This is a genomic window from Syntrophaceae bacterium, assembly GCA_013177795.1.
Classification (GTDB): domain Bacteria; phylum Desulfobacterota; class Syntrophia; order Syntrophales; family UBA2192; genus UBA2192.
Window position 1 is genome coordinate 348116 of the sequence record JABLXY010000001.1, and the last position, 20488, is coordinate 368603.

21 protein-coding genes and 1 tRNA gene are annotated in these 20488 nt (G+C 64.7%); 7 read left to right on the forward strand and 15 right to left on the reverse strand.

Going from position 1 to position 20488, the window contains the following annotated elements:
- Positions 1 to 31: 31 nt before the first annotated feature.
- From HPY67_01560 to tsaD, 6 genes are all read right to left on the reverse strand, one after another.
- The gene (locus HPY67_01560; protein ID NPV03406.1) at positions 32 to 658 is read right to left on the reverse strand and encodes a DUF502 domain-containing protein; all 627 of its coding nucleotides are present in this window, start codon (positions 656 to 658) and stop codon (positions 32 to 34) included.
- Positions 659 to 735: 77 nt separating this feature from the next.
- Positions 736 to 1086: an aspartate 1-decarboxylase gene (locus HPY67_01565; protein NPV03407.1), complete on the reverse strand. Its 351-nt coding sequence runs from the start codon at positions 1084 to 1086 to the stop codon at positions 736 to 738.
- Between the two features lie 44 nt (positions 1087 to 1130).
- Positions 1131 to 1988 carry a pantoate--beta-alanine ligase gene (locus HPY67_01570; GenBank protein NPV03408.1) on the reverse strand — a complete coding sequence of 286 codons (858 nt, stop codon included), beginning with the start codon at positions 1986 to 1988 and terminating at the stop codon, positions 1131 to 1133.
- A gap of 147 nt (positions 1989 to 2135) precedes the next feature.
- Positions 2136 to 2978, reverse strand: coding sequence for a ribosomal RNA small subunit methyltransferase A (gene rsmA, locus HPY67_01575; GenBank protein NPV03409.1), 843 nt, complete (start codon positions 2976 to 2978; stop codon positions 2136 to 2138).
- Positions 2950 to 3417, reverse strand: coding sequence for a DUF2062 domain-containing protein (locus tag HPY67_01580; protein NPV03410.1), 468 nt, complete (start codon positions 3415 to 3417; stop codon positions 2950 to 2952). The genes rsmA and HPY67_01580 overlap by 29 nt, the downstream gene beginning before the upstream one ends.
- A gap of 4 nt (positions 3418 to 3421) precedes the next feature.
- Complete coding sequence (gene tsaD / locus HPY67_01585) at positions 3422 to 4426, reverse strand: tRNA (adenosine(37)-N6)-threonylcarbamoyltransferase complex transferase subunit TsaD (protein NPV03411.1); 1005 nt, start codon at positions 4424 to 4426, stop codon at positions 3422 to 3424.
- An 80-nt stretch (positions 4427 to 4506) separates the two neighbouring features.
- On the opposite strand from tsaD, the gene nadB reads away from it, so the two are divergent.
- The gene (gene nadB / locus HPY67_01590) at positions 4507 to 6117 is read left to right on the forward strand and encodes an L-aspartate oxidase (protein NPV03412.1); all 1611 of its coding nucleotides are present in this window, start codon (positions 4507 to 4509) and stop codon (positions 6115 to 6117) included.
- Between the two features lie 103 nt (positions 6118 to 6220).
- Here nadB and HPY67_01595 read toward each other — a convergent pair whose 3' ends face one another.
- The 5 genes from HPY67_01595 to HPY67_01615 all read right to left on the reverse strand — a co-directional run bounded on the left by HPY67_01595 (position 6221) and on the right by HPY67_01615 (position 10644).
- On the reverse strand, positions 6221 to 7531 hold the full coding sequence (locus HPY67_01595) for an adenylosuccinate lyase (GenBank protein NPV03413.1): 1311 nt from the start codon (positions 7529 to 7531) through the stop codon (positions 6221 to 6223).
- An 85-nt stretch (positions 7532 to 7616) separates the two neighbouring features.
- Entirely contained in the window at positions 7617 to 8255 is a 639-nt protein-coding gene (locus HPY67_01600; GenBank protein NPV03414.1) for an HAD family phosphatase, read from the reverse strand.
- 109 nt (positions 8256 to 8364) lie between these two features.
- Positions 8365 to 8441: transfer RNA gene (locus HPY67_01605), tRNA-Met, on the reverse strand.
- A gap of 73 nt (positions 8442 to 8514) precedes the next feature.
- The gene (locus tag HPY67_01610) at positions 8515 to 10272 is read right to left on the reverse strand and encodes a hypothetical protein (protein ID NPV03415.1); all 1758 of its coding nucleotides are present in this window, start codon (positions 10270 to 10272) and stop codon (positions 8515 to 8517) included.
- A 93-nt stretch (positions 10273 to 10365) separates the two neighbouring features.
- Positions 10366 to 10644: a hypothetical protein gene (locus HPY67_01615; GenBank protein ID NPV03416.1), complete on the reverse strand. Its 279-nt coding sequence runs from the start codon at positions 10642 to 10644 to the stop codon at positions 10366 to 10368.
- Positions 10645 to 10714: 70 nt separating this feature from the next.
- Here HPY67_01615 and HPY67_01620 point away from each other — a divergent pair, with 70 nt between their 5' ends.
- The 4 genes from HPY67_01620 to HPY67_01635 all read left to right on the forward strand — a co-directional run bounded on the left by HPY67_01620 (position 10715) and on the right by HPY67_01635 (position 14085).
- Positions 10715 to 11440 carry a SagB/ThcOx family dehydrogenase gene (locus tag HPY67_01620; GenBank protein NPV03417.1) on the forward strand — a complete coding sequence of 242 codons (726 nt, stop codon included), beginning with the start codon at positions 10715 to 10717 and terminating at the stop codon, positions 11438 to 11440.
- Positions 11437 to 12447: an alpha/beta fold hydrolase gene (locus tag HPY67_01625; protein NPV03418.1), complete on the forward strand. Its 1011-nt coding sequence runs from the start codon at positions 11437 to 11439 to the stop codon at positions 12445 to 12447. The genes HPY67_01620 and HPY67_01625 overlap by 4 nt, the downstream gene beginning before the upstream one ends.
- 87 nt (positions 12448 to 12534) lie before the next feature.
- Complete coding sequence (locus tag HPY67_01630; protein ID NPV03419.1) at positions 12535 to 13404, forward strand: CoA pyrophosphatase; 870 nt, start codon at positions 12535 to 12537, stop codon at positions 13402 to 13404.
- Positions 13405 to 13419: 15 nt separating this feature from the next.
- The gene (locus HPY67_01635) at positions 13420 to 14085 is read left to right on the forward strand and encodes an HAD family hydrolase (protein ID NPV03420.1); all 666 of its coding nucleotides are present in this window, start codon (positions 13420 to 13422) and stop codon (positions 14083 to 14085) included.
- Positions 14086 to 14121: 36 nt separating this feature from the next.
- On the opposite strand, the gene HPY67_01640 is transcribed toward HPY67_01635, so the two are convergent.
- Complete coding sequence (locus tag HPY67_01640; GenBank protein NPV03421.1) at positions 14122 to 14400, reverse strand: hypothetical protein; 279 nt, start codon at positions 14398 to 14400, stop codon at positions 14122 to 14124.
- A 272-nt stretch (positions 14401 to 14672) separates the two neighbouring features.
- On the opposite strand from HPY67_01640, the gene HPY67_01645 reads away from it, so the two are divergent.
- Together HPY67_01645 and HPY67_01650 are read left to right on the forward strand one after the other, a co-directional pair.
- Entirely contained in the window at positions 14673 to 15047 is a 375-nt protein-coding gene (locus HPY67_01645) for a 6-carboxytetrahydropterin synthase (GenBank protein NPV03422.1), read from the forward strand.
- A complete protein-coding gene (locus tag HPY67_01650; GenBank protein ID NPV03423.1) occupies positions 15044 to 15817 on the forward strand; it encodes a GTP cyclohydrolase I FolE2 in 774 nt (257 codons plus the stop codon). Before HPY67_01645 ends, HPY67_01650 begins: the two co-directional genes overlap by 4 nt.
- Here the strand turns inward: HPY67_01650 and HPY67_01655 are convergent.
- From HPY67_01655 to HPY67_01665, 3 genes are read right to left on the reverse strand one after another with little or no spacing between them, the layout of a single operon-like run.
- Positions 15814 to 16104 (reverse strand): hypothetical protein, encoded by a 291-nt coding sequence (locus HPY67_01655; protein NPV03424.1) that lies wholly within the window; start codon positions 16102 to 16104, stop codon positions 15814 to 15816. The two genes, HPY67_01650 and HPY67_01655, sit on opposite strands and share 4 nt — an antisense overlap.
- 44 nt (positions 16105 to 16148) lie before the next feature.
- Positions 16149 to 19388: an efflux RND transporter permease subunit gene (locus HPY67_01660; protein ID NPV03425.1), complete on the reverse strand. Its 3240-nt coding sequence runs from the start codon at positions 19386 to 19388 to the stop codon at positions 16149 to 16151.
- Positions 19375 to 20484: an efflux RND transporter periplasmic adaptor subunit gene (locus HPY67_01665; protein NPV03426.1), complete on the reverse strand. Its 1110-nt coding sequence runs from the start codon at positions 20482 to 20484 to the stop codon at positions 19375 to 19377. Before HPY67_01665 ends, HPY67_01660 begins: the two co-directional genes overlap by 14 nt.
- Positions 20485 to 20488 lie beyond the last annotated feature (4 nt).

The following is a 20488-nucleotide window of genomic DNA, read 5'->3' on the forward strand; positions in this document are numbered from 1 at the left end:
GGCGATCAAACGCGGTATTTGTAACAGAGATTCATTCGTTTCTCAACTGCTTATTGTTTTCCGGCGGCATGAGCATCCCGCCCGAGATGATGAGCTTGAAGGCGTCCTCGACGGACATGTCGAGGTCCGTGACGCGGTCTTCCGGGACGATCATGTAGAAGCCCGACGTGGGGTTCGGGGTCGTGGGGACGAAAATGCTGATGCCGCGCCCGCCGGTCTTGCGCTGCAGCTCCCCGGTGACGGCCCCGGTCACGAAGGCCACCGTGTGAAGCCCCTGCCGCGGGAACTCGACGAGGACCACCCTCTTGAAGCTCTGTCCCTCCTTGCTCACCATGGTCTGCACGATCTGCTTGATTGACTGGTAGATGCCCCGGATGAGCGGGATCCTCTCGACAAGGCTCTCGGCGAACCGGAAGAGCCTCGCCCCGGCGTAGCTCGTTGTGACCAGGCCGGCCAGGAAGATGAGCCCGACCGTCGCGATCACCCCCAGGCCGGGGATGTGCACCCCCAGGAGGGTCTCCGGGTGAATGGCCGGCGGGATCACCCGCAGCAGGCCGTCCATCAGGCCGATCAGGAAGAACAGGATGTAGATCGTCAGCCCGATCGGGACCGAGACGGCGAGACCGGCGAGAAAGATGTTCTTGAGCCTGTGTTTCATGGGTTTCAAGCCCCGATAAAAAAAGGGCAAAGGTTCGACAGCCTTTGCCCGGTTTCGATGCGGAACCGCCGGCGGCGCTATTTCCGGACCCGGTTCTTCGCGTCCACGTGGACGCACTTGGGGTTCCACCCCTTGGCCTCTTCGTCTTCGACCAGGACGTAGCTCGCGATGATGATGAGATCGCCCTTCGAGACCTTCCGGGCGGCCGCCCCGTTGAGGCAGATCACGCCGGAATTTCTCTTCCCCTTGATCACATACGTCGAGAAGCGCTCGCCGTTCGAGACGTTGTAGATCGCCACCTTCTCGTAGGGGACGAGGTCGGCCCGCTGCATGAGGCCCTCGTCGATCGTGATGCTTCCCTCGTAGTTCAGGTTGGCGTCCGTCACCGTTGCGCGGTGTATCTTGGATTTGAGCACGATGCGCTGCATGGTTTCTCTCCCTCTTGCTGCCGGTGTTTCCCGTCACCGTGTCATCAGATGTTCAGGGGTTCTCCGAAGACGGTGTTGTCGATCAGGCGCGCAGCTCCGACGCGCACGGCCAGCGCCATGACGCATTCCCCGTCCAGACGGGACACGTCCTTCATCGTCGTCGTGTCGCAGATCTTCACGTAATCGATCTTCGCGTGGGGATGCCCCGCGATGAAGCGGCTGACGGCGTCGATGATGACGGCCGCATCCCGCTCGCCCCGGGCGTACATCCCCTGGGCCATCTTGAGGCCCCGGCTCAGGCTCAGGGCCGATTCGCGCTCCTCGGGCTTGAGGTATGTGTTCCGGGAGCTCATGGCAAGCCCGTCGGGCTCCCGGACCGTGTCGAGGCCGATGATTTCGAGGTCCATGTTCAGGTCCTCGACCATTCTCTTGATGACGACGAGCTGCTGGAAATCCTTCTTCCCGAATACCGCCACGTGGGGCTTCACGAGGTTGAAGAGCTTGGTGCACACGGTGGCCACGCCCCGGAAATGCCCGGGCCTCGACAGGCCGCAGAGATTCTGCGTCACCCCCTCGAGATCCACGTAGGTCTGGTAGTGATCGGGGTACATCTCCTCGTTGGACGGGTAGAAGATGACGTCCACCCCGACGCCCTGGCAGAGCCTGTAGTCCATGTCGAAGTCCCGCGGGTACTTGGCGAGATCCTCCGTGGGGCCGAACTGGGTCGGGTTGACGTAGATGCTCGTCACGAGGCAGTCCCCCCGCTTTCTCCCCTCCTCCATGAGGCTCAGGTGCCCGCGGTGGAGATACCCCATGGTCGGGACGAAGGCGATCCGCTGTCCCTTCTGCCGCAGGGCCTCCGCGTGCCGCTGCATCTCCCTGGCTTTCTCGATGACGATCATGGCCTGCCCCCGAAACGAAAACAGCCTCCCGCGCGGGACGGGAGGCTGTTGACATCAGCACACTTCTCGAGTGATCACTCTCCGTCCCAGTCCCCCGGGGGGGATCCAAGCGGTGCGGACCCCTAATAACAGAAGACCTGTTGCCTGTCAAGGTTTTTGTCCGCGGGCGACCCGGTTGCTCAGGGAGGCGAATTCCTGCACGGTCAGCGTCTCGGCACGCCTCGTCCCGTCGATACCGAGCTCCTCCAGGATGCCGGGGACCGCCTCGGGCCTGATGGGGAGCCCGGAATGCCGGAGGTTGTTCAGGAGCGTCTTGCGGCGCCTGGCGAAGCAGCCCCGCACGACATCGCGGAAGAGATCCGGGTCGTCCACCCTGCAAAGGGGCCTCGCCCGCATGTCCAGCCGGATCACCCGGGACTCCACATCGGGACGCGGGACGAAGCAGGAAGCCGGGACGCGTATCTCGAGACGGGGCTCCGTGTAGAGAGCCACGTAGACGGCCAGGGGGCCGTACTCCTTCGTCCCCGGGGCGGCGGCCAGCCGCTCGGCCACCTCGCGCTGCAGCATCAGGACGGCCCGGTCGACGGACTCCCATGCTTCGAGCAGCCGCAGCACGATCGGGCTCGACAGGTTGTAGGGGACGTTGCCGACGACCCGGACCCTGCCCTCCCCGGGCCGGGCGGAGGCAAAGTCGTATTCCAGGATGTCTGCGTGGACGATGGTGACGTTGGGCATATCCCCGAGCTCCGCTTGCAGGACCTCGACGAGCCGACGGTCCACCTCGATGGCGATGACGCGGCCGGCCCTGGCGGCAAGGAGCGCCGTGAGGACGCCGATGCCGGCGCCGATCTCGACGACCGTGTCCGTGTCGCTGACCTCCGCGATCCGGACGATTCGCTCCAGGATGTTGGGGTCGCACAGGAAGTTCTGGCCGAGTCGCTTCAGCGGCCGGATGCCGTGCTTACGGAGAAGGCTCAACGGGCTCTGCATAGCGGCTTCTCATACGGACGACGGCATGACGGGTGAGGAAATAGGACGGGACCGCAAACAGGGCGGCCAGGATCAGCCCACCGACCAGCAGGGGGTAGAGAATGTGCAGCCCGATCTCCAGGATCGACCGGATGTCGTGGCCGGAGACGGCAAACGGGTTTGCGGGCATGCCCAGCACCAGGACGCCCAGTTCGTACTGGGCGAGGTAGAGAAAAGGGATCGTGAGCGGGTTGGAAATGACCGTCGCCCCCAGCATGGCCGCCGTGATGTTCTGGCGAAGGGCCAAGCAGCTGACCATGACCAGGGCGGTGTGGAACGGGATGGTCGGTGTCGTGCCGATGAAGACCCCCAGCGCCATGCCGCGGGCGATCTCATCCGGTGCCCCGTTGAGGCTGAGGAAGCGGATGTAAAATGCCCGGATCCTGTCCTGTATCGCCATGGTCTCAAAGCGTGTCCACCGGCCACCGCGACAGCGCGTTGAGGTCGAAAGGGTCCCTGCGGCCGCGGACCAGCGCGTGGTGCCCCGCGAGGGCGATCATGGCCGCATTGTCCGTGCAGAAGACGGGCGGCGGAATGAAGACCCGGATCCCCCTCGCCCGGGCGTCCTCCTCGAAACGGGCACGGAGCCGGCTGTTGGCCGCCACACCACCCACGACCGCCACCTGCCCGATGGACTGCATCTGGGCGGCCCGGAGCGTCTTCTCCACGAGGACGTCCACGATGGCTTCCTGGTAGCTGGCCGCGATGTCGGGGATCTCGTCCTGTGTCGGCGGGGCGTGCCGTTTCTTCAGGTAGCTCAGCAGCGCCGTCTTGACCCCGCTGAAGCTGAACTCCAGGCTCTCGCGCATGGATCTCGGGAAGGCCAGGGCCTCCGGGTTTCCCGACCGGGCCAGCCGGTCGATGACGATGCCGCCGGGGTAGCCGATGTCGAGGAGCTTCGCCGCCTTGTCGAAGGCCTCGCCCGCTGCATCGTCGCGGGTCTGGCCCATCAGGCGCAGGTCGTCGAAGTCCCTCACGAGGTAGAGGTTCGTGTGCCCCCCCGACACGACGAGGGCGACGAAGGGGAACGAGGGCTTTTCCTCCGCGAGGAACGCGGAGGCGACGTGCCCTTCGAGGTGGTTGACGCCGACGAACGGGATGTTCCTGGCCAGGGCCAGCGCCTTGGCCATGGAGAGACCCACGAGCAGCGAGCCCACGAGGCCCGGCCCGCGCGTGACCGCGATCCCCCCGATCGCCTCTAGCGTCACGCCCGCCTTCTCGAGGGCCTCGAGGACGACGGGGGCGATGACCTCCACGTGCTTCCTGGATGCGATCTCGGGGACGACGCCGCCGTACGTTTCGTGGATGCGGATCTGCGAGGCGATGACATTCGACAGGAGGTCCTGCCCGTCCCGGAGCACGGCAGCCGCCGTCTCGTCGCAGGAGGACTCGATTCCGAGCACCAGCATGGCCCATGTCTCTAGCACATTTTCCCTTTGATTTGAAGCGTGAAACGCGTATAAGAAAGGCACGAGAGGCTCTGCAAACGATGGAAATCAAGACGGACTTTCTGGTTATCGGAAGCGGCCTGGCGGGCCTGAGCTTCGCGATCAAGGCCGCCGGGCTGGGCACCGTCGCGGTCATCACGAAGAAGAACGCCACGGAGTCGACGACGAACTACGCCCAGGGCGGGATCGCGGCCGTCATGGACACCGACGACAGCTTCGACCTCCACATCGACGACACGCTGCGGGCCGGAGCGGGGCTCTGCAGGGAGGACGTGGTCCGGTTCGTCGTCCGCGAGGCCCCCGAGCGCATTAAGGAACTCATCGAGTGGGGCGTGGAGTTCTCGAGGAAATCGGGGCCTCAGTCCCCTTACGACCTCGGGAAGGAGGGAGGGCATTCCCGCCGCAGGGTTCTCCACGCGGCCGACTCCACGGGCCGCGAGATCGAGCGGGCCCTCCTCGAAAAGGCGCGGTCCCTCGGAAACGTGCGGATCTACGAGAACTCGCTGGCCATCGACCTCATCCGCGAGTCAAAGGTCAGGGGCCGCAGGCCCCTTTCCCGGGAGGAGCGGGACCGCTGCCTCGGCGCCTACGTCTTCGACATCGAAAACGACCGCGTCGACACATTCCGGGCGCGCTTCACCGTCCTCGCCTCGGGCGGGGCCGGCAAGGTCTACCTCATCACGACAAACCCCGACATCGCCACGGGTGACGGCATCGCCATGGCGTGGCGCGCGGGGGCGCTCATCGCCAACATGGAGTTCATCCAGTTCCACCCGACGTGCCTCTACCACCCCGAGGCAAAATCCTTCCTCATCAGCGAGGCCGTCCGCGGCGAGGGGGCCGTGCTGAAACTCAAGAACGGCGCGACCTTCATGGAGAAGTACCACCCGCTCAAGAGCCTTGCGCCGAGGGACGTCGTCGCAAGGGCGATCGACATCGAGCTGAAGAAGTCCGGCGACGACTTCGTGCTTCTCGACATCACGCACCGTGACCGGGGCTACCTGATGGAGCGCTTTCCCACCATCTTCAGCCGCTGCCTCCAGTACGGCATCGACATGTCCCGGGACCCGATCCCCGTCGTCCCCGCCGCCCACTACCTCTGCGGCGGCGTCGTGGTGAACGAATACGGGGAGACGAGCATCGACCGTCTCTTCGCGGCGGGCGAGGTGGCCTGCACGGGCCTCCACGGGGCGAACCGCCTGGCCAGCAACTCCCTGCTGGAATGCGTCGTGTTCGCCCACAGGGTGTTCGAGAAGATCAGGGCCCTGCTTCCCGGCGCGCCGGAGGAGACGCTGCCGATCCCCGACTGGCAGTCCGGCAGCGCGACGGAGAGCGACGAGTCCATCGTGATCGAGCACAACTGGGACGAGATCCGCCGGTGCATGTGGAATTACGTGGGGATCGTGCGTTCCAACAAGCGGCTCGAGAGGGCCAAGAAGAGGATGGACCTCATCGCCCAGGAGATCCATGATTACTACTGGAGCTTCAAGATCACCCGGGACCTGCTCGAACTGCGCAACCTTTCCGTCGTGGCGAATCTCATCATCACCTGTGCCATGATGCGCAAGGAGAGCCGGGGCCTGCACTACAACCTGGATTATCCCGACCGGGACGACCGGTACTGGCAGCGCGACACGATCGTGAGAAGATGAAAGAGGAAGTTGGGAAGTTGGGAAGTTGGGAAGTTGGGAAGTTGCGAAGTTGGGAAGCCTGGAAAAGACGCCCTTTTTCGAATCTTCTGAACTTCTGAACTTCTCAGCTTCTTCCCCGTTTTCTCCCGAAGGCCCGCTCGAAGATGTAATCCACGTGCTCCAGGAAGTTTTCAAGCCGGAAGACCGCCTCGATCTCCTTCCTGTCGATGACGGAACGGACCCGTTCGTCGGCCAGCAGCAAATCCTTGAACTCGAGCCCCTCCTGCCAGGCCCGCATGGCGTTGTCCTGGACGACGGCGTAGGCCTGCTCCCGGGTCATCTTCTTCTCGATGAGCTTCAGCAGAACCTGCTGCGAGAAGATGACCCCCCGGGTCAGGCGGATGTTCTCCATCATTCGCTCGGGGTAGACGACGAGGTTCTCCACGAGCCCCGAGAACCGGTGCAGCATGAAGTCCAGCAGGATCGTCGCATCGGGCGCGATGACCCGCTCCACCGACGAGTGGCTGATGTCGCGCTCGTGCCATAGGGCGATGTTCTCCAAGGCCGCCAGGGCATAGCCCCGCATCAGCCGCGCGAGGCCCGACAGGTTCTCCGACAGGACGGGGTTGCGCTTGTGGGGCATGGCGGAGGAACCCTTCTGCCCCGGTGAGAAGTACTCCTCCGCCTCGCGCACCTCCGTGCGCTGGAGGTGGCGGATCTCTGTGGAAAACTTCTCGAGCGACGAGGCGATGAGGGCGAGCGTTGCGAAGAACTCGGCATGGCGGTCGCGCTGGACGATCTGGGTCGCCACGGGTTCGGGCCTCAGGCCGAGTTTGCGGCACACGTGCTCCTCGACGCCGGGATCGACGAAGGCGAAGGTCCCCACGGCCCCCGAGATCTTTCCGCAGGCCACGGCATCCCGGGCCCGGACCAGGCGCTCGCGGTTTCTCTCCATCTCCTGGTACCACAGGGCCATCTTCAGGCCGAAGGTCACCGGCTCCGCGTGGATCCCGTGGGTCCGGCCGATCATGAGCGTCTTCTTGTAGCGCAGGGCCTTCTTTTTCAGGATGGCCAGCAGGCGGTCGATGCCCGCCAGGAGAATGCCCGAGGCCTCCTTCAGCAGGACGGCCAGCGACGTGTCGAGGATGTCCGAGGACGTGAGACCCATGTGGATATACCGGGAATCGGGTCCCACATGCTCGGCGACACTGGTCAGGAAGGCGATCACGTCGTGCTTGACGGTCCGCTCGATCTCGTCGATCCGTGCCACGTCGAATCCGGCCTTCGCCCGGATGGTCCGAAGCGCCTTGCGGGGGATCTCCCCCTTTGCGGCCAGGGCTTCGCAGACGAGCAGTTCGATGTCGAGCCATGTCCGGAACCGGTTTTCGGGGCTCCAGATGGCCTCCATTTCCTTGCGCGAGTATCTCGGGATCATGACGCCTCGATGAGTGGATGTTCGGTCGAAAACCGGGGGCGATGTTACCACGCCGAATCGGACGGAATCCAGATTTTTCTCCGGTTCACGCCCATGACTGTGCCCCCTTGCACAGAGCGGTCAGCGTCCGGAGCACGTCCCCTTCGTCCTGAAACCGGGTGGCCGCCCACCCCCGCTGCCGTGCCCTTTCGATGTGGGCCGCGGTGTCGTCGATGAACAGCACCTGCCGACCCTGCCGGTTGAGCAGTCTGAGGACGTCGTCGAAGTGCGTCGGGTCGTGCTTGCTCTTTCCCATGTGGTAGCTGTTGAAGACGAAGTCGAAGAGCCCGTAGAGGCCGTGCCGACGGTCCAACTCATCCAGCCAGTTCGTCTGGTCGCTCAGGATGCCCGTGGTGATGCCCCGGTCCCGCAGTCGCCGTGCCATGTCGAGCATCCGGGGCCTGAGTGCGAACCGGCCGAGAATCTCGCCGCGCAATGCTTCCGCGGTGCCGCGGATGCCCGTTTCCGCGCGCAGGGCCTCCCACCAGCTCTGCTCGGTCCCCCTTCCCGTGACGTAGCCGGTCGTCACGACCAGTTCGTGCCCCTTGCGGACGACCGCATCCTCGTCTGCGCCGCTCAGCCGGCCGATTGCGGCCAGCCCGTTCCGAAAGCCCTCGTCGGCCAGGACGCCACCGAAATCGAAAAGCACGGTGTCGATCGCTTGGCAATCAAAATCCGGTTCCACGTCCATCCCTTCCGACGCCGAACCTCCGTGGCGCCTGCTGGGGGACAGGGCATCGCAGCGGGGGTCCCGCCAAAGAAAAAGCCCGGCGGCGGGCCGGGCCTTCGGTTTCTGGTGGCGGCGCAGGGACTTGAACCCCGGACACTGCGGATATGAGCCGCATGCTCTAACCGACTGAGCTACGCCGCCTGGAAAAGGAGTGACGTTATTACCCTACTTTCCCCGAATTGTCAAGCATCCCGCGTCGGTCGGCCGTCGGGGGCTACTTCGCCTCTGGCGTCAGCCTGTACGCCACCAGGCAGCTGTTCGTCTTGATCGTGGGGCCTACGGACAGCACCAGCGCGAGCACGATCTCGTCCTGGCCGTCGTTGTCGATATCCTTGATCTGGTAGTCCGCCACGTATCCGCTGATTCTCCTCGTCCGCCACACCTCGGCAAGGCCGAGCCCGTCCCATTCGAGGTTGTACACCTCGGCCGACGTGAAGAGCTGCAAGTTCCTCATGACCCGGCCGAGGCCGCTGATGTTCTTGTAGACGATCAAGTTCCTCTTGCCGGTCTTGTTGAGATCGTAGGCATGGATCCGGGGGTTCATGAAGATCAGGTCCGGTGCGTCCGACATGCTTCGCGTACCGGCCGCGAAGGCGGGAGCGAACGAGGTGTTGCTCCCGCCGAAGGGCTCGTCGCTTCTCCAGATCAGCTCGCTGGCGCCCCGGAACGACTGCAGGTGGATCAGGAGCTTGTTGGTCTTCTCGTAAATCCGGAGATGGTCGTTCTCGTCGTAGGTGATGACCCTCTCGACCCCCGTGCCGTCCACGGAATCCAGGGTCAGCCCGTAGACCGACAGGCCTTGGGGAATTTTTTGTTGCTCGCCCAGGCGGTACTTTCCGTCTTCCCACACGACGAGATGGATGGGGTTGATGAAGGGGTTCTCCTGCTTGCCCGATCCAAAGGCCAGCATCTGCCCGAGCAGCCTCGTCTGGCCCGAGGTGTTGATCGCCCGCATCATGAACGGCAGGTTCCTAGCAATGATCTCGTAGTTCCCGTTGCGGTATTCGATGACGAACGACTCGATCCTCTGGCGGTTGATGCTCGTCACGAAGATCTCGGGGGTCCCGTTGCCGTTGATATCGGCGATGTCCACCCCGACGTAGCTCTCGTGCTGGCCTCCCTGGATCTTCTTGAGCACCCTGAATTCCTGGCCCTTTTTCTGGTAGATGGTGATATTGTTGACATCGGCGACGACGATCTCGTTCAGGCCGTCGCCGTTGACGTCGCCGATGTCGAGGCTCCGAAACTCGGCGGAGTACTTGGGGCTCATCCAGAAGCCCTTCTGGCCCACGGGCTGTGAAGAGGTGATGAAGTCCGGGTTGATGATCCCCGTGTAGGTCGTCTTCCCTTTTCGCATGCCCGTCACGATGTCCGTCTCCGGGCTCTGCCCAGCCCCTGCGGCGGCTGCCGTTCCTGCGACGGCCCCTGCTGCCGTAGCGGCGGCGGCCGGTGCGGCCGGGGCCGCCGTCGGCGCTGCTGTCACAGCCGGGGTCTCCCCTGCGACATGGGAGCGGATTCTCTGTGAGAAATCGCCGATCTTGGGGATCACCTCGTTCATGCCGCGTGTCTGCTCGTAGAGGGTCACCGGGGACTGGCCCGAGGCCACGTCGAGCAGTTTTCCGTCCAGGCTCAGGCTGTCGCCGATCTTGGTGATGCTGCCCCAGACCACGTAGTCGGCACCGAGCCTCTTGCCCATCGCCGACACGTCGGCCTGTGCGAGCTCCCTGCCCTGCGCCTTGCCGAGAGCCTCGAGCACGGCCGTCTTGCTCACGACGTCCGTCTTCCCGCTGACGGTCGTGCGGGAGATGAGCATGTCCCAGATCCCGTCGCGGATGTAGTTGATGTTCTCGCTGCTGTTGACCGTGAAGGGAAGGATGGCGATTCTCTTTACCTGCTGCGCCTCGGTGACGGAGGTGCATACGGCCGCAGCGAACAGAAGGATACCCAGTGCAATCCCGATCGTCTTCTTCATCCTGTTGCTCCTCGCCGGCGCTCGCCGGAGCCGATTCTTTAGCATCGAACCCTAAAGGATTCAAGGCCCTTTTGCATGAACGACCCGCGACGCTCACCGTTGACCGAACCGCCGTTTCAGGTCCTCCCAGATCGCGGAGGCCTTCTCGAACGCGGCAGGGTAGCGCTTTCGAAGGGTTTCTAGCAGCCGCCTCAACAGGGGCACCTCGGGGGCGAGGATGGTCAGGGCGATGACGATGAAGAGAATCCCCTGGAGGAAAGGCAGCGCCAGCCCGGCGATGCCGAGCAGCAGCAGGGGCCACCCTACGGCATGGCGCCAGTAGCGCCCTTCCGGCCTCTTTTTCCCGCCTGTGTCCTGCCCGTCGTGGATCATCACCGGGTCGGATTATACCACACGGGAAAAAGATATTTGAAAGGGGCCTCTTTTTTGGTATCTCATGGCCATGCAAGACCGCCTGCCGTCCCCACGTCGCACCCGGTGGCCGGGCCTGGCCGCCGCCTTCGCCGCGCTCGCGGTGTTCGCGTTTCCCGCGCCGGTCCCGGGGGCTGAGCGGGTCGGGAGCGCGGGAAAGGGAGAGCGCCAATTGATTGCACTGCCGCAACCGCAGAGGAAGGGAGCCGTTTCCGTTGAAGAGACGATGGCCAAGCGCGTGTCGGTCCGCGATTTCAGGCAGCGGGCGCTGACCAGGGAGGAAATTGCCCAGATCCTCTGGTCCGCCGGCGGGCAGACCCGGTCCTGGGGGGGCAGGACGGCCCCTTCGGCAGGCGCGCTCTACCCGTTGGAGATCGACATCGTGACACCGGACGGCGTGTTCCGTTATCACCCGGAACGGCATCAGCTCGAGCCGAGGGTCCCGGGCAATCTGATCGAGCAACTGGCCGCCGCCGCCCACGGGCAGAACTGCGTGGCCCGGGCCCCGTCCATCGTCGTGATCTCGGCCGTCTACGAGCGCACGAAATGTCGCTACGGGAGCCGGGCCGAGCGCTACGTGCACATGGAGGCAGGGCATGCGGCCCAGAACATCCACCTGCAGGCGGTGGCCCTGGGTCTCGGCTCCGTGGCCGTGGGCGCCTTCCGCGACGACGAGGTGCATCGCATCCTCGCCCTTGGAAAGGACGAGTGGCCCCTTTACCTGATTCCCGTCGGGGAGCCGGCGATTCGGCCATGACGAACCCGATATCCACTCGCGCAATTCCGCAGAGGACCTTCTCGCCTGTCTTCCCGCTCCGCAACCCCCACCTGCAGACGATTCTGGCCAGTCTCCGGGTCCGCGCCCGGGGGGACAACCCGCTGCGCACGCACTCCGAGGAAACGCTCGTCGACGCGGGCGGCGGCGTGCGGCTGCTGGGGTTTCAAACGCTCCAGCCCCGGGGCCGAAGCCGCGGCCTCGTCATCCTGCTGCACGGCTGGGAGGGAAGCTCCGATTCGACGTACATGCTCACGACGGGACGGCGCTTTTTTCTCAGCGGCTATGACGTCTTCCGCCTCAACCTGAGGGATCACGGCCCGAGCCACCACCTCAACGAGGGGGTCTTCCACAGCGCCCGGATCGAGGAGGTCCTCGCAGCCGTCCTCAACGTCGTCGCGAACGCCAGCGATCGGCCCTGCCACCTCATCGGGTTTTCGCTGGGCGGCAATTTCGGCCTTCGGATCGCCCTGCGGCTTGCCCCCGGCCAAGCCGGCAATCTCAGGAGCATCATCGCCGTGAGCCCCGTCCTGGACCCGTTGAAAGCCACCCATGCCATCGACGGCGGTCTCTTCATCTACCGCGACTATTTCGTGCGCAAGTGGAAGCGCTCGCTCGGTATCAAGCAGCGGCTGTTCCCGGGTCTGTACGATTTCGGCGACGTGATGGGCCTCAAGAGCTGCATGGCGATCACCGAGCGCGTCATCCCGCGCTACACCCCCTTCCGGGACGTCCTCGAGTATTTCCGGACCTACACCCTCACCGGAGCGGATTTCTCGCGCCTGCCCCTCGACGTCACGATCCTTGCTTCCGAGGACGATCCCGTCATCCCCGTCGAGGATTTCCGCACCCTTCGGGGAAACGATCGTCTCCGGGTGCTCGTCGAGCGATACGGGGGTCACTGCGGGTTCCTCCAGGATTTGCGTCTCCGGGTGTGGTTCGAGGATGTCCTCGAGGACGCCGTGCGGCGCGCGTCGGGAGAAGACTGAACCCGCCGCGCCTTTTGCGTCGGCGCGCAGGGAAGCGGCTTGATGAGGAGGCGGAAATGGTATATGGGCTTGTTGTGGGAGTGTGGAATGCCGATCCCCGATCTGACGGACCCCGATAGGGTCATCGAGCTCATCATCGATCGCCTGGGCCGTGTCCCCCTCGACTACGAGGAGCGGGTCGACTTCATCCGAAGCCGCAACGGGTCCCCCGACCCCTGGCTTGCCGCCGGCGTGATCCTCCTGCTTCACCACCGCATGGGGGCCGGGGAGAGCCGCGGGTTCGTGCTGCAGCTCATCAAGCGCTCCTCCCTCGTTCCGCAGCCCGGCGACCTGAGCTGCCCGGGCGGCATGCTGGACCCGAAGACGGACCGCGTGCTGCGGTGCCTGGTCGCGTCGGGGCTCACGCCGATCCTGCAGGGCAGGCCCCGGTCACTGGCGAAGGCGCGCGGGGGCAAAGCCCTGGATCACATCAGCCTCTTTCTGACCAACGCCCTGCGGGAGGCCTGGGAGGAGGTCCGGATCAACCCGCTCAACGTCCGTTTCCTCGGGCCGCTGCCCTCGCAGGAGCTCTACGTCTTCTCCCGCGTCATCTTCCCCGTCGTGGGGCTCGTGAAGAGAGACTGGTCTTTCCGGCCCAACCGGGAGGTGGAGCGGGTCATCGAGGTGCCGCTTGCGGCCCTGTTCGACAGGGAGCGGTACGGCACGCTGACCGTCGAGATCGAGTCCGCCCTGCCCTTCCGTCACGAGGTGGAGCCCGTGCGGAACTTCCCCTGTTTTCTCTACACGCCGCCGGGCGGGCACGAGGAAATTCTCTGGGGCGCCACCCTGTCCATCGTCCTGAAGTTCCTCGCGATCGTCTTCGGGTTCACCCTGCCCGAGGTCAACCCGAACCGCGTGATCCGCAAGTTCCTCCGGCCGGAGTATGCGACGGGCAACCACGGGCCGACCTCGCCGTGAGACAAGGCTGACACCATGCATCGCCGCGCGCTGACCCTCAAAGCCGTCGTCTTCGACTTCGACGGTACGCTTGCTCTCCTGAACATCGACTTCCGGGAGATGCGAAGGGACATTCTCGGCCTGGCCGCCTCCTACGGGATCGCGGAAGACGGCATGGAGAGGCTCTTCGTGCTCGAGATGATCGCGGAGACGCGCCGTCGGATCGGGCGTCTGCATCCCGGTCAGGAGGGCGTCTTCTCCGAGCGCGCGCTGAAGCTGGTGACCGACCGGGAACTGGCGGGGGCTGCGCGCAGTACGCTGTTCCCGGGCGTCAGGGAGATGCTGGTGGAATTGAAGCGCCGCGGGATCAAGAGGGGCGTCCTGACGCGTAATTGCGTCGAGGCGGTCAGGGCCGTTTTCCCCGACATCGGGGACTACAGTGAGGCCGTGGTGACACGGGACGACACGGAGCGGGTCAAGCCCCACCCCGATCACATCCGCACGGTGTTGAGAATCCTGAACGAGGGGCCCGCGACGTCCGCCATGGTCGGGGATCACCCCATGGACATCCGGGTGGGGAAGGAAGTGGGTGCGCTGTCCGTCGGGGTCCTGACGGGCTACTCCGACGCCTTCGATCTGCAGGAGGCCGGCGCCGATCTGATCCTCGAGCGGGCCTCGGACATCACGGCCTGCCTGGATTGACGGATCCCGTCCCTCAGGCCGGCAGCCCGCTCTGGGTCAGTGGTAGACCTTCTTCGCCGGGGTCACGTGCAGGTAGATCCCGCTGACCCGCCGGGAGAGCCGCTGGGCCTCCTGCCAGAGCTCTTCCGCCGTCCGGTTCAGCTTATCGAGCTCTTCCGTCATCTTCTGCATGCTCGCGCGGGTCGCCCGGGAATACTCCCTCAGCTGGGCCTCCCGGGCGCGGCACTCCTCGATGAGCTCCCGGTGCCGTTCCAGCTCCTCCGCCGTCAATCCCTTTTCCCGGATCAGATCGTCGATGGTCTTCAGCGGTTTCACGAAACCCTCCTCCCCTGCACGTCCCGCCGGCTCTGAACTTGCCTGTCATCCTACCGCCCGCGAGGGGAAATGGCAATACGACGGGGAGGTGATTTTTCACCCCCTGGGTCTACGACGGATTCCTGAGCGGTCGTACGAAAGATTTCGTAGTTCCGCAAAGCGGGCACCGACCGGGATGATCCTGCCGTGCGTCCGGCCCGGCACGTTTTGCGCACCGCGTGCGAAATGTGATATAACACCGTCACGACTCCGCATCCGGAAAAGGACCCGTCATGTTCAGCGTCACCGTCACGAAGAGCTTTTCTGCCGCACACGCCCTGAAGATCGGGGGCAAGTGCGAGGACCTTCACGGCCACAACTTCAGGGTCGATGTCACCGTGGAAGGCCGTGAACTGAGCCCCGAGGGGCTCCTCGTGGACTTTCGGGACCTCAAGAGATGGACTGCGGAGGCGCTCGACGAACTCGATCACAAGTTCCTCAACGATCTGCCCGCCTTCTCGGGGGATTGCGCGACATCGGAGCGCGTGGCGCGGTATCTCTTCGAGCGCATCGCGGCCCGCATGCAGGGGCACGCCGCACGCCTTGCCGAGGTGACGGTCTGGGAGTCGGACAGCGCCCGCGTGCGCTACACGGGGGAGGGGCGATGATCGACGTGCAGAGCCGCCGCGACCGCCGGAAGATCGACATCCGCAAGGTCGGCGTCAAGGGGATCCAGTACCCCATCATCGTGCAGGACCGGGCCAACGGCATCCAGCACGTCAATGCGACCGTCAGCATGTACGTCGACCTGCCCCACCAGTTCAAGGGCACGCACATGAGCCGGTTCATCGAGATCCTCAACGAGTACCGGGGTCAGATCAACATCCGCAGCTTCGAAAAGATCCTCCTCAAGATGCGCGAAAAGCTCAACGCCAAGTCGGCGCACATGGAGATCGAGTTCCCCTACTTCATCGAGAAGCGCGCCCCGGTCTCCGGGGCGCGGAGCCTGATGGACTACCGCTGCTCGTTCACGGGGACAAACGACGGGGAAAAGACGGATTTCCTCGTGGGCGTCTCGGTCCCCGTGACGACCGTCTGTCCCTGCTCCAAGGAGATGAGCAGCCTCGGGGCCCACAACCAGCGCAGCATCGTGACGGTCCGGGTCCGCTTCAGGAAGTTCTTCTGGATCGAGGACGTGATCAGCCTCGTGGAGGGATCGGCCAGCGGGGAGGTCTACTCCCTGCTCAAGCGCGTCGACGAGAAGCACGTGACGGAGGCGGCCCACGCCAACCCCATGTTCGTCGAGGACGTGGTCCGTTCCGTGGCCGTGAAGCTCAACCGCGACCCGAACTTCACCTGGTACAGCGTGGAGGCCGAGAACATCGAGAGCATCCACAACCACAGCGCCTACGCCTGCGTCGAGAAGGGGCCGGCCTAGACGCTCTCCTCCATGGGCAGGATGAAGCCCTTGACGCCGGAGCGCGGGTGGGATTTCCGGATCTCGAGGATGGCCTCCTTGATCCGGGCCACCTCTTCGTCGCTCGCGGCGATGAACAGGGCGTTGTTCTTGCCGGGCCAGCAGTGGGTTCCCAGCTTCGGCTCCGTTTCGGTCCCCTCCCCCCGCACCTCACGCATCTTCGTGTAGGCCCGGACGCCGCCCTTCTTGAAGGCGTCGATGACGTCCTCGTCGGCCGCGTCGCAGTAGACGATGAGAAACATCTTCATGGCCTCTCTCCCTTCTCTGCCGGCTTGCAGCGCCTCCGGAGCCGTCAGCCCCGGCCGTGCGTCGGCCTCCCGGCGCGTTTGAGGGCTTTCGCCGCCGCTGCAAACGCGGCCCCGGGCAGGCGGGCCGCTTTCCGGAGCATGCCCGGCAGCTGTTCGGCCCGCGCCCTCCAGTACTCCCTCTTGGCGAGCTTCCGGTACTCCTTCCGCTTCAGCCACTCCTGCCCGTCGTCGAAGAGATCGTAGGCCGCCGGGACGACCCCGAGCGTCAGGAACAGCGACGTCAGCAGCCCCCCGATCACGGCCACCCCCATGGGCGAGCGGGTCTCGGAGCCCTCGCCGAGGCCGGCCGCGACGGGCAGCATGCCCAGGATCATGGCGAAGGTCGTCATCAGGATCGGCCGCAGCCGCACCGGCCCCGCCTCCAGGATGGCCTCGCGGCGCCCGACGCCGCGGGCCCGCAGGGTGTTTGTGTAGTCCACGAGAAGGATGGCGTTCTTCTTGACGAGCCCCATGAGCAGGATGAGCCCGATGTAGCTGAAGACATTGAGCGTTTTGCCCGTGAGCATCAGGGCACCGAAGGCCCCGATAAAGGACAGGGGCATCGAGAGGAGGACCGTGAAGGGGTGGATGAAACTCTCGAACTGGGATGCCAGGACCATGTAGGCCAGGATGACGCCCAGGATGATGGCGAACAGCAGGTACTGGAAGGACTCCTGCATGACGCTCGCCTGTCCCTTGTAGCTGGCCGAGAAGTCCGACGGGATCACCCCGGCCGTGATGGCGTCGAGCTCGGCCATGGCCTGACCCATGGGCTTCCTCTCGAGGTTGGCGTAGACCGTGATGGCCCGCTGACGGTCGACGCGGTTGATGACGCTCGGCCCGCCGCCCTCGACGATCCGGATCACGTTCGAGAGTTCCACGAGCCTGCCGTCCTTTGAGCGGACATAGATCTTCCCCACGTCTTCGGGGTTCATGCGGTCCTCGGGTTCCAGACGCGCCCGCACGTCGTAGCGGCGGCCCTTCTTCTCGTCCTTGTACTTGGTCACGTCCACCTCGCCGCCGATGAGGAAATTGACGGCCTCGGCGATGGTGGCGATGTTGACGCCCAGGTCGGCGGCCTTGTCCCGGTCGATGTACACCTTGACCTCGGGCTTGCCCGCCTCGAGCGAGGTGTCCACGTCGACGACCCCGGGCAGTTTCGCAAACTCCGACGTGATCGTCTTCGCGTAGCGCTGGAGCGCCTCGAGGTCCGTCCCGCGGATCGCATACTGGATGGGGACGTTGCGCTGCCCCCCGCCGATGAGCGAGATGTTCTCCGCCGTCGCCTTGAGCCCCGGGACCTGCAGGAGCCGCTTGCGGATGTCGGCCATGATGTCCTGCTGGCTGCGCTTGCGCTCCTTCTTCGGGGAGAGCGTGATGAAGAAGACGGCCCGGTTGACCTGCCGGATCCTGCCGCCGCCCTGCGAGTAGTAGAGCCGGATGATCTCGGGGACCTCCTTGACGATCGTCTCGGCCTTCTGGAAGAGCTGGTCTGTCGCGTCGACGGAGTAGTCCACCGGGGCCTCGAGGCGGACGATGAACTGGCTCTGGTCCTCGGGGGGGACGAACTCCTTGCCGAGAAAGCGTGTCATCCAGAGGCTCACCGCGAAGACCACGACGGCTCCGATGAGGACCGCGTTGCGCCTGTCCAGGCAGAAGACGAGGATCTTCCGGTAGAGGCTCTCCGTCGCGGCATACCAGGCCTCGAGCCGGTCCCCCGCCCGCCGGAACCAGGACATCCACCCCGTGTGCGCGGCGCCGCCTTCCCTGTCGTGCCGTTTCAGGAACCGCGACGACATCATGGGGGTCAGCGTGAACGAGACGAGCAGCGAGACGAGCACGGCGAAGACGACGGTGAGTGCGAACTGCAGGAAGAAGCGCCCGATGATCCCCTTCATGAAGGCCACGGGCAGAAAGATGGCCACGATGGCCATCGTGGTGGCCATGACCGCGAGCCCGATCTCCGCCGTTGCGAAGTGGGCCGCCTCGCGGGGCTTCATCCCCTCCTCGATGTGGCGGTAGATGTTCTCGATGACGATGATGGCGTCGTCGATGAGGATGCCGATGGAGAGGGTCAGCCCCAGCATGGTCATGTTGTTGAAGGTGAAGCCGAAGAGATGGATGAGGAAGAAGGTCGAGATCACCGAGATCGGCAGCGCCAGGGCGCTGATGAGCGTCGTCCGGACGTTGCGCAGGAAGAGGAAGACCGCCAGCACGGCCAGCAGGCCTCCGATGATCAGGTGGTTCTGCACCTCGTTGATGGAGGTCTTGATGAACCGCGACTGATCGAAGGAGACGCTGATGTTCATCCCCGGCGGGAAGGTCCTCTCGAGCTTCTTGAGCTCCTTCTTGACGAGGTCGACGACCTCGACGGTGTTCGTCCCCGACTGTTTCTGGATGCCCAGCCCCACGGCCGGCATGCCGTTGAGCCGCGCGATGGAGCGGCGCTCCTCGAGGCCGTCCTCGGCGCGGCCGATGTCCCGGATGCGGACAGGGGCGCCGCGGAAGTAGGCGACGATCAGGTCGTTGAAGTCCTGCGCCCTTGCGAATTCCCCCTTGACCTTGACGGAGTATTCCTTCGAGGTGCTCTCGATGCGCCCGCCGGGCAGCTCCACGTTCTCCCGGGCCAAGGCCTGGAACACGTCCGACGCCGTGACCTGGTAGGCCCTCAGCTTGTCCCGGTCGAGCCAGATTCTCACCTGCCTGAGCCGCAGGCCGCTGAGGTTGATGGCGCCCACGCCGGGGACCTTCTGGAGCTGCTCCTTCAGCACCTCGTCGGCATACGTCGACAGCTCCCCAACGGACCGGTTGCCGGAGAGGCTCAGCCACAGGACCGGGGTTGCGTCGGGGTCCACCTTCTCGATGATGGGCTCGTCGATGTCCGTGGGAAGTTTCGCCCGGATCGTGGAGACCTTCTCCCGGACGTCCTGCACGGCAAGGTCGATGTTGCGCTCCAGGACGAACTCGACGGTGACGACGGAAACCCCCTCGGTGCTCGTCGAGGCGATGGTCTTGACACCGTTGATCGTGTTGATGGCCTCCTCGATCTTGTCCGTCACGTCGATGTCCATGATCTCGGGGCTTGCACCCTTGAGCCGCGTCGTGACGTTGACGATGGGGAAGTCCACCTTCGGGTACAGGTCGACCCCGATGGACGGGTAGCTCACGATGCCCAGGACCACCAGGGCCATGAGGAACATGGTCGCGAAGACGGGGCGCTTGATGGAGGTGTCAGCGAGCCACATTCACTTTCGCTCCTTCGGCGAGGTTCTGCTGGCCCGCGACGACAAGGGTCTCTCCGCCCTTGAGCCCCTCGACCACCTCCATCTGGTCATCGTACTTGTTCCCCAGCTTCACCATCCGCTCCCGGGCCCGGTCGCCCTCCACGATGAACACCTTCACATTCTGCCCCTCGTAGAGCATGGACGTCACGGGGATGACGACCGTGTCCCTCGCCTCGGCGGTGTAGAGGATGACCTTCGCGAAAAGTCCGGGCTTGAGGAGCCGCTGCGGGTTCGCGGCGCGGGCCTCGACCGTGAGGCTGCGGGTCCTCTCGTCGAGCGTCGGGTAGAGGATCGACACCCTGCCCGTGAATTCCCTGTCCGGGTAGGCATCCACCCGGAACTGGACGTCTTGCCCGACCTTGAGTTTCCCGATGTCTTTTTCGGAGACCGTGAAAAAGAGCTTGAGCGGATCGATCTGGACGAGGGTGTAGAGCGGGGTCCCGTTGCGGACGTACTCGCCCTGGGAGATCTTTTTCTCGCTGATCCAGCCGGCCATGGGGGCCAGGATCCTCGTCTTGGCATAACGCTCCTTCGCGATGGCCAGGGCCGCCTTGGAACGCTCGACCTCCGCATCGGCGACGGCCAGCCTCGTGGCCACGTCGTCGAACTGCTGCTTGGTGACAAGCTCCTCTTTGTAGAGGGCCTCCTTGCGGCCGAACTCCGCCCTGGCGTTGACGAGGGTCGCCTCGGCCTGCTTCAGGGCGAACTCGACCCTCCGAAGCTCGCTGGCGTAGTCCCGGTCGTCGATCAGGGCGAGCACGGCCCCTTTCGGCACAAAGACGCCCTCCTCGACGTTCGTGGTCTTCAAAATCCCCTCGATCTCGCTCGAGATGACGACCTGCTCGTAGGCCTTGAGCGTCCCGACGGCCTCGATGAAGGGACGCAGGGCCTTCACCTGCACGCTCTGGACCTGCACGTTGAAGGCCCTTTCCTCGATGACTTTCGCCTCCTTGCTGCCGCAGGAGGAAAAACAGCCGATTGCGAGGGCCAGACACGCGGCCGACGCCGCCCGGATTCGAGGGGTGCTCGTGAAGAGGGAATGCAGTCGCATGGGCATGGGG